This is a genomic window from Flintibacter sp. (genome assembly GCF_046973065.1).
Map to the genome: position 1 here is coordinate 24,959 of NZ_JBKVXZ010000039.1, position 7,694 is coordinate 32,652.

At 57.7% G+C, this 7,694-nt stretch carries 10 protein-coding genes and 1 pseudogene; 7 read left to right on the forward strand and 4 right to left on the reverse strand.

Annotation, left to right across the window (positions count from 1 at the left end; all coding sequences use genetic code 11):
• Positions 1–141: 141 nt before the first annotated feature.
• From ACLTXB_RS13160 to ACLTXB_RS13170, 3 genes are read right to left on the reverse strand one after another with little or no spacing between them, the layout of a single operon-like run.
• Complete coding sequence (locus ACLTXB_RS13160) at positions 142–1,278, reverse strand: SLC13 family permease (RefSeq protein ID WP_428227322.1); 1,137 nt, start codon at positions 1,276–1,278, stop codon at positions 142–144.
• A gap of 43 nt (positions 1,279–1,321) precedes the next feature.
• Positions 1,322–2,206, reverse strand: coding sequence for a M20 metallopeptidase family protein (locus ACLTXB_RS13165; RefSeq protein ID WP_428227323.1), 885 nt, complete (start codon positions 2,204–2,206; stop codon positions 1,322–1,324).
• Positions 2,110–2,505, reverse strand: coding sequence for a hypothetical protein (locus tag ACLTXB_RS13170; RefSeq protein WP_428227331.1), 396 nt, complete (start codon positions 2,503–2,505; stop codon positions 2,110–2,112). The genes ACLTXB_RS13165 and ACLTXB_RS13170 overlap by 97 nt, the downstream gene beginning before the upstream one ends.
• 211 nt (positions 2,506–2,716) lie before the next feature.
• Here ACLTXB_RS13170 and ACLTXB_RS13175 point away from each other — a divergent pair, with 211 nt between their 5' ends.
• Together ACLTXB_RS13175 and ACLTXB_RS13180 are read left to right on the forward strand one after the other, a co-directional pair.
• A complete protein-coding gene (locus ACLTXB_RS13175; RefSeq protein WP_428227324.1) occupies positions 2,717–3,607 on the forward strand; it encodes a LysR family transcriptional regulator in 891 nt (296 codons plus the stop codon).
• Between the two features lie 40 nt (positions 3,608–3,647).
• Positions 3,648–4,379, forward strand: a complete 732-nt coding sequence (locus tag ACLTXB_RS13180; RefSeq protein ID WP_428227325.1) for a creatininase family protein — start codon at positions 3,648–3,650, stop codon at positions 4,377–4,379.
• A 90-nt stretch (positions 4,380–4,469) separates the two neighbouring features.
• Here the strand turns inward: ACLTXB_RS13180 and yqeC are convergent, their stop codons facing one another.
• Positions 4,470–5,138 carry a selenium cofactor biosynthesis protein YqeC gene (yqeC, locus tag ACLTXB_RS13185; protein ID WP_428227326.1) on the reverse strand — a complete coding sequence of 223 codons (669 nt, stop codon included), beginning with the start codon at positions 5,136–5,138 and terminating at the stop codon, positions 4,470–4,472.
• Positions 5,139–5,292: 154 nt separating this feature from the next.
• On the opposite strand from yqeC, the gene yedF reads away from it, so the two are divergent.
• The 5 genes and pseudogenes from yedF to ACLTXB_RS13210 form a co-directional block, all read left to right on the forward strand.
• A complete protein-coding gene (yedF, locus tag ACLTXB_RS13190; RefSeq protein ID WP_428227327.1) occupies positions 5,293–5,895 on the forward strand; it encodes a sulfurtransferase-like selenium metabolism protein YedF in 603 nt (200 codons plus the stop codon).
• Entirely contained in the window at positions 5,892–6,272 is a 381-nt protein-coding gene (locus ACLTXB_RS13195; RefSeq protein ID WP_428227328.1) for an aminotransferase class V-fold PLP-dependent enzyme, read from the forward strand. The genes yedF and ACLTXB_RS13195 overlap by 4 nt, the downstream gene beginning before the upstream one ends.
• Complete coding sequence (locus ACLTXB_RS13200) at positions 6,229–7,023, forward strand: aminotransferase class V-fold PLP-dependent enzyme (protein ID WP_428227329.1); 795 nt, start codon at positions 6,229–6,231, stop codon at positions 7,021–7,023. Before ACLTXB_RS13195 ends, ACLTXB_RS13200 begins: the two co-directional genes overlap by 44 nt.
• The gene (locus ACLTXB_RS13205) at positions 7,020–7,247 is read left to right on the forward strand and encodes a DUF3343 domain-containing protein (RefSeq protein WP_428227330.1); all 228 of its coding nucleotides are present in this window, start codon (positions 7,020–7,022) and stop codon (positions 7,245–7,247) included. Before ACLTXB_RS13200 ends, ACLTXB_RS13205 begins: the two co-directional genes overlap by 4 nt.
• A gap of 20 nt (positions 7,248–7,267) precedes the next feature.
• Positions 7,268–7,694: pseudogene (locus ACLTXB_RS13210) on the forward strand (selenium-dependent molybdenum cofactor biosynthesis protein YqeB); the annotation flags it as partial.

Here is a 7,694-nt window from a genome sequence, read left to right on the forward strand (position 1 = left end):
TAGGGTTGGTTGAACTGAGAAAAGGTTTGATCAGAATACGAAGTACATCAGGTAGATCATCAGCAGACCCAGTACATAGAAGATCACGGTGAAGGGCAGGCCGACCTTGACATAGTCCTTGAAGTCGTATCCGCCGGTCTCTCATACCAGCAGGTTGGGGCCGGTGCCGAAGGGGGTGCAGAAGGCGGCGGAGGTGCCAAGAGCCACACACATAACCAGGGCGTGGGGATCTACATTACAGGTCTGGCCGATGAGAATGGCGATGGGGGTGAGGATTGCGGTGAGGGAGGTGCCCATCATAAACTGGGTGCCTACCACAGCCAGGGCAAAGGTGAAGGCCAGCACAGCGATGGGAGGAAGGTTGGAGAGGTTGGAAGACAGGGAGGAGATAATGTACTCCGCAGCGCCGGAGGAGGACATGGCAGTGCTCAGGGGGAAGATGCCGGCAACCAGGAACAGAGTGGATACGCTGAACTGCTTGACAGCGTCCTCTACACTGATGCAGCCGGTCAACACCACCAGAATGGCACCCACGGCAGCGGCCAGGTGCATTGCCAGCAGGCCGGAGGCCATGCAGTAGACAATGAAGAGGAACACCAAGGCAACAATGATCATTTTGGCAGGCTTGCGGTCAGCCAGGGCCACGTCCTTTTCCGTAGGAATGTCCCGCTCGGGCAGGAGCTTAATACCGAAGAAATACATGTACAGGAAACCGGCAATGGCGATAGGCAGACCCAGCGGGGTAAACTCGAAGAAGGTGAAGCCTTCCATACCGGCCTTCTCCAGAAAGCCCTGAGCCACCACGTGGTTGCCCGCGCCGATGAGGGTGAGAGTGCCGCCCACCGAGGCAAAGAAAGCCAGCGCCATATAGATGCGGGAGAGCTTCACGCCGGCCTTACGGCCCATGGCGCCGGAGATGGGGATCAGGCAGCCGGTGGTTCCGGTGTCGTTGAGGAAGGAGGACAGCAGCACAGCAACAAAGGAGGTACCAAGAATTACACCCTTTTCATTTTTACCGATGAGGCCGATGATTTTTTCACCGATAAAGTCGGCCAGACCGGTTTTAAAGATGGCGCCGCCTACTACCAGCAGGCTCATGAAGAAGATAACGGTGGTATTTGCGAAGTCACTGAAGGCGGTGGAGGCATCCAGCACGCCGGTGAGGGCCAGAACGGTGGGGATACATGCGCCGATGACAATGGGGTGAATGGGTTTCCAGATCAGAAGTACGATGACAGCGACAAAAACAACTAACGTAATGATTGCTTGGGTTGACATGGTATTCTCTCCTCTCAATTGCACGAATGTTGTGGGGTGTCGGTCAATTCAAGTAATCCATGGCCGCACGGCAGAAAAGCGCGGCGCCGGTGGTGATCGCCTCCTCATCAAAGATTATGTGGGCATTGTGCAGGGGCAGACGGCTCTGATCGGATTGGTTTGCCGTGCCGATCCGGAACATTGCGCCGGGAGCCAGGGTAAGGTAGCGTGCAAAATCTTCCGAGCCCATGGAAGGACGGGGAAGAAACGCGACCCGCTTTTCGCCAAGCTGTGCCTTGGCTGCCCGTTCCAAGATAGAGACTGCCTGGGCATCGCAGTCCAGGGCAGGCATGCCGTGTACATAATTTACCTCACATTCTGCACCCATTGCCTGGGCGCAGCTATGGCAGATGGTACGGATCCGCTCTTCTACCAAGGGCTGCATATGACCGTTTGCAATGCGAACTGTGCCGCCCATTTGGACCTCATCGGGAATGACGTTGGTTACCGTACCCGCCGACAGGGTGCCGATGGTGATGACCACCGACTCCAGGGGATCGATGGAGCGGGATACAATGGATTGAAGCTGCGTAATGATGTAGGCCGCCGTGACGACAGGGTCGATACTCTTGTGTGGATGGGCCCCGTGACCGCCCTTTCCTTTGACGCGGATATGCAGGGTATCAGAGGCGGCCATAAAGCTGCCCACGCGCAATCCCACCGAGCCGGCGGGGAGATCGGGCCAGCAGTGGGCGCCCAGAACCAGGTCAGGGGGATAGCGCTCCAGCAATCCGGAATCGATCACCGCTTTGGAGCCCTGACCAGTTTCCTCGGCAGGCTGAAAGAGCAGGATCACTCTGCCGCGCCGGGGCTGCTCCAGGGTAGAGAGGATGCGTGCGCACAGGAGAAGGGCAGAGGTATGGATATCATGTCCGCAGCTGTGTGGCACACTCCGGAATGTTGTGAGGCAAAGGGCAGAGCCGATTTTTCCTCCATGGGCAGAGCGTCGATGTCCGCGCGGAGGAGAAGGGTTTTTCCCGGTTCCTTTCCCTCCAGAATAGCTGCGGCACCGGTGGGAAGAGAATAGTCCTCCATGCAGCGTATGCCGTATTGTTCCAGTGTCTCCCGGATTACCCGGGTTGTGTTTGTTTCCTGCATGGACAGCTCAGGCGACTGATGCAGTTTTCTGCGAAGAGAAATGGCATCGCCTTTATAGCGGTCAAGCAGATCCTGAATCGGTTGGTTCAAGCAGATTACCCACCTTTCCTGTTTTGCAGAGAGGAAGCTTCCGGCCAAATCAGAAGTCCCCTTTGCAAGAATGGAGCTGTTTTGCTATAATGCACAAAATAAGAAGTTCGTGATTCAATAGTAACATGCACTCCGACCAGGAGGGAAATGAAAAAAGCGTGCATCGTAACACGTTTTTTGCATAGCATACGGAAAGATTGGAAGCTATCTTATGGATATTGAAAACATCAAATGTTTCATCAGTCTGGCGGAATGCCTGAATTTTACCAAGGCAGCGGAAAAGGAGCATACCACCCAGACGTCAATGAGCCGAAAGATCAACAGTCTGGAAAGTGAGCTCCATGTCACTTTGTTTCACCGGGACCGGCGCAGTGTAAAGCTGACCAGCGCGGGTACGGAATTTTATACCCAGGCCAAGAAACTGATTGAGTTATATGATCAGTCCGTTCAGACCGTGCAGAACATTCACTGCGGGTTGATCCGGGAACTGAAGATCGGTTTGGGCCTTTATGAGGATGCGTTGATCCAGTCGTATATTGACTCCTACATGGCACAAAATCCTTCTGTACGTGTGAGCTGCCTTCAGTTTCGCTATCATCAGCTGCTGGAACAGTTTCAGGAGAATATGCTGGATATTATCCTGACAAGTGATCAGTTCCTCAATGAATTGCCTCCCGGACAGGCGGAACAGTATCTCATCCATGATGCTCCGTGGATGATCGCCTTGAGCTGCCGCAATCCACTGTGTGAGCAGGAGCGGATTTCCCGGCAGCAGATGAGCGATCAGAACCTGGTCACCATGTATGAGGGCAGCATTTCTCAACTTTTTGACTACTACTGCCGCAACCTGCCGGTGCGTGGTTTTGTTCATGTCAATACGCTGAACACCAAGATCATGCTGGTGTGGGCCAATGTGGGCATTGCGCTGCTGCCCTCGTTTGTCCCTCTGCAGCAGTATCCGGGGGTTTGTTTTCGCCCTCTGGAGGAGGATTATACGCCGCGCAAATTTTATATTCTTTGTAAAAAGGACAATCCAAGCCAGGCGGTACATGATTTCGTGCGAAATTGTGCGAAAAGCCTGTACCCGCATGGCAACGGCTAAGAGAAAAGGAGCGATACTTATTCAAGCTTATATTCGAAACATGACAGGAGAGCAGTATCTGGCGGCCATTGCCAGAGAGCCGTCGGTTATCATTCCCACAGGGTCCTGTGAGATTTATGGCCCCCATCTTCCTATGGGCACGGATCTGCTGGCTGCTCAGGGGATTGCAGAACGCATTGCCCAACGTACCGGGTTTCTGATTGCGCCTGCCATAGAAATGGGGGAGTCCAGCGCCTTGAGTGCCTTCCCCTGCACCTTTGCCATGCCCCGCCATATTCTGGAGGATTACCTGGATTTTCTGGTGGGAAAACTGGTGTCCGACGGGGTCAAGCGCATCGTATTTCTCACCGGCCATGCCGGCAATGTAGACACGGTAAGCTATATTGCAAAGAAGTATCTGCATACCCATGGGCTTCAGTCATGCCAGATCGACTGGTGGCGTTTTGCACGCACACACAGCGATGGTATCCTCACCAACACGGGCAGCATGGCCCATGGACATGCCAGCGAGTGCGGCACCAGTGTCATGCTCCATCTCTATCCTGATTTGGTGGATCGCCGGAGTGCCCTTCCAGTCACGGTACCTACCGATGATGCCTTTCCCGATGTGATCCAGTACGCACCATTCTCTGCCAGAACAGAGAATGGGTGTATTGGCGCGGCGGCAGATGCCAGTGCGGAGAAGGGAGCGCAGTTGGTGGAGGTATGTGTGGAGCGGATCCTTGCCTATCTGGAGACTGTGTGGGACATTACTGTGGCCCCGGGAGACTAAAATATCTGTGTCATTATAACAATTGGCGGAGCAAGGAATTTTCCTTGCTCCGCCAATTACTACATAGGAATCAAGAATCTGCTTATGAAATTATCGGGAATCGGGAAGGGAAGAAAGACTCATTTGATGAAGGCTCCCGGCAAACACCTGGATTCCGGTTCCCTGCAAAGCGCGGGCAAACTGCTCTGCCTGTGCCCAGTCCGACCGGGATTCCACCTGGTTCAAAAACACCTGGCGGGCCAGACCTTCCCGGGCGATGGCAAGGGCGGCCAGCTCTGGGGTGACCAGGTCCTGGAGCTGCGCTCCGGTGAGGGTACAAAAGCGCTCCGGGCGGTGGACCGCCTGGGAGATAGGGGCGCCGAATCCTGAGGCGCCCGCCACCAGAATGGTGTGGCTGCTCTCCGGGGGGACCACCGGCTCGTAAGAGGCATGGGCCTTCAAGGGAAGATGCTTGGAGCCGTCCGCCTCCACCAGCACCCAGGGGGCCAGTTCCAGGAGCAGAGAAAAGGGCAGGGCAGGGGCGGTAAGTTTGCCGTCTTTACCGGGCTGTCCCAGGCACACGACCCGGGAGCGGGTCAGAGCAGCTTTCAGAGCTCCGGCATCTTCCACGGAAATCAGGGGATACTCCGAAAAGGGAAAGATATGGGTGGTGGTACACAGGATCACCGGGCCGGGCAGCTCCCGGGCCAGGGTGGAGAGCAGAGTGGTTTTGCCGCCGCTGCCGATGACCGAGACCACCCCGGGTTTTAGGCCAAACATTTGAGAAAACAAAGCGAACTCCCTTCTCCCGCAAGGACCTTCCGTTGACGGTTGGCCTGAAGCTATTATATAATAAACTAAATTTCATCGGAAATTTTCTCTGGTCCCATTATACGGGATCGGGATGAAACATACAAGGCAGGAGGAGAAACGTATGACCATTGATGCAAGAGGAAAGGCCTGTCCCCAACCCGTGGTGCTGGCCCTGCACGCTCTGGCAGAGCTGAAAGAAGGAGAAAACCTGGAGGTATGGGTGGACAACGACGCGGCGGTGGAGAACCTGAAGCGCATGGCCGCCCAGAAGGGCCGTGCCGCCTCTGTGCAGAAGGAGTCTGATTTCTGGCGGGTGCAGATCGGCGAGGGAGCCCAGGACGCTCCTAAGAGCGCCCCGCAGCCCAGCTGCGGCTGCACCGTCATGGGTGCGGACGCTGTGGTGGCCATCGGCAGTGACACCATGGGCAGGGGCAGTGAGGAGCTGGGCCACGCCTTGGTTAAAAGTTTCCTGTATGCGTTGGCTCAGCTGGAGACGCCGCCCCGTACCATGCTGTTTTTCAATGGGGGAGCCAAATGGACGGTGGAGGGAAGTCCCTCTCTGGAGGACCTGCGGGAGCTGGAGAGCCGGGGCACCGAGATCCTCACCTGCGGCACCTGCCTGGACTACTATGGACTGAAAGAGAAGCTGGCGGTGGGAAGCGTCACCAATATGTACCGCATCGCCGAGATCCTCACCCAGGCCGACCGCCTGGTAAACCTGTGATCTACCTCAACAACGCCGCCACCACCCTACAAAAGCCCCCCTGCGTCGTGCAGGCGGTGGTGGATGCTATGAACGGGCAGGGGAGCTGCGGCCGGGGAAGCCATACCAGCGAGTTGTCCGCAGCTCGCTCGATTTTTCATGCGCGAGAATCACTGGCAAGGCTTTTTGCTTTCCACTATCCCGAGCGCGTGGTGTTCACAGCCAACGCGACCCAGGCCCTGAATGCTGCCCTGTGGGGACTGCTGAACCCCGGTGACCACGTCATCGCCACCGACTGGGACCACAACTCGGTGCTGCGTCCCCTCCACGCCCTTGAAAAAAAGAGGGGTAAAGATGGATTACCTGTCAGCAGACCTGCAGGGACGGCTGGAGTATGACCGACTGGAGGGGCTCCTGCGCCCCAGTACAAAACTGCTGGTGGGTACCCACGCCTCCAACCTGACGGGCAATCTCCTGGATGTCCGGCGCATGTCCGCCTTTGCCCAAAAGCACGGCCTTGTTTTCCTGCTGGACGCCGCCCAGACGGCGGGGAGCACCCCCATCGACATGGAGGAGATGGGGGTCCATCTGCTGGCCTTTACCGGCCATAAGGGGCTGATGGGCCCTCAGGGCACCGGCGGTCTGTGCATGGCTCCCGGGGTGGAGCTGCGGCCTTTGCTCTCAGGAGGCACGGGGGTGCGTTCCTTTGAGGAGGACCAGCCCCGAGAGTACCCGGAGCACCTGGAGGCGGGTACCCTAAACGGCCACGGATTGTCTGGTCTGGGTGCGGCGGTGGACTTCATTCTGGAGACCGGGGTGGAGACTATCCACGCCCATGAGCGGTCCTTGACCGAGCGGTTTGTCGAAGGATTGCGGGAACTGGACGGCGTGACCATCTACGGCGACTTCTCCGGCGACCGTGCCCCGGTGGTGGCGCTGAACCTGGAGGGCTGGGACCCGGCCTCTGCCGCCGATGAGCTTTCGGTGCAGTACGATCTTGCCGTGCGGCCCGGCATCCACTGCGCGCCCCGGATGCACCGGGCGCTGGGGACTCAGGACACCGGCTGTCTGCGCTTCTCCTTTGGTTGGTACACGACCGAGGAGGACATTGACGCGGCCCTGGCCGCTTTAAGGGAGATGACACAATGAGAGCAAAGCGACCCACCCTGGTCATCACCTTTCCAACCACTACCGCCGCACTGAGCTGGGAGCGGCATTGTATGGAAAAGAACATTCCCGGGCGGCTCATCCCGGTGCCGGTGACCATCACCGCAGACTGCGGGCTGGCCTGGGCCATGCCGCCGGCGGAGCGCGGGCGGCTGTCAGAGCTGGAGGGACTGCCCTATCCTGCGCTTTTTGAGATGGCGCTGTAAATCACAAAGGAGAGAAACTCATGCTGGTTGTTATTCGCGGCGCGGGGGATATTGCATCAGGCATTGCCCTGCGCCTGTATCGTGCCGGGATTCGTTTGGTACTCACAGATCTGCCTAACCCCACAGCGGTGCGGCGCACCGTCTGCTTCTCCGAGGCCATCCGCCTGGGAGAGGTCCAGGTGGAGGACGTCGCCGGCCGACTGGCCCACAACTCTCAGGAGGCCCTGGAGCTGACAAAGCAGGGCATTGTCCCGGTGCTGGCCGACCCGGAGGGGGCGTGCATTGCGGCCCTAAAACCAGATGCGGTGGTGGACGCCATCCTGGCCAAGAAAAACCTGGGTACCCATATGGACATGGCTCCGGCGGTCATCGCCGTGGGGCCGGGCTTTACGGCGGGAGTGGACTGCCACGCAGCGGTGGAGACCATGCGGGGCCACACCTTGGGCC

What these genes read in the sequence shown, in the direction of transcription:
- ACLTXB_RS13180 (WP_428227325.1), top strand. Translation starts at nt 3,648, where the DNA reads ATGACAGGAGAGCAGTATCTGGCGGCCATTGCCAGAGAGCCGTCGGTT.
- ACLTXB_RS13205 (WP_428227330.1), top strand. Translation starts at nt 7,020, where the DNA reads ATGAGAGCAAAGCGACCCACCCTGGTCATCACCTTTCCAACCACTACC.
- ACLTXB_RS13200 (WP_428227329.1), top strand. Translation starts at nt 6,229, where the DNA reads ATGGATTACCTGTCAGCAGACCTGCAGGGACGGCTGGAGTATGACCGA.
- ACLTXB_RS13160 (WP_428227322.1), bottom strand. Translation starts at nt 1,278, where the DNA reads ATGTCAACCCAAGCAATCATTACGTTAGTTGTTTTTGTCGCTGTCATC.
- yqeC (WP_428227326.1), bottom strand. Translation starts at nt 5,138, where the DNA reads ATGTTTGGCCTAAAACCCGGGGTGGTCTCGGTCATCGGCAGCGGCGGC.
- ACLTXB_RS13175 (WP_428227324.1), top strand. Translation starts at nt 2,717, where the DNA reads ATGGATATTGAAAACATCAAATGTTTCATCAGTCTGGCGGAATGCCTG.
- yedF (WP_428227327.1), top strand. Translation starts at nt 5,293, where the DNA reads ATGACCATTGATGCAAGAGGAAAGGCCTGTCCCCAACCCGTGGTGCTG.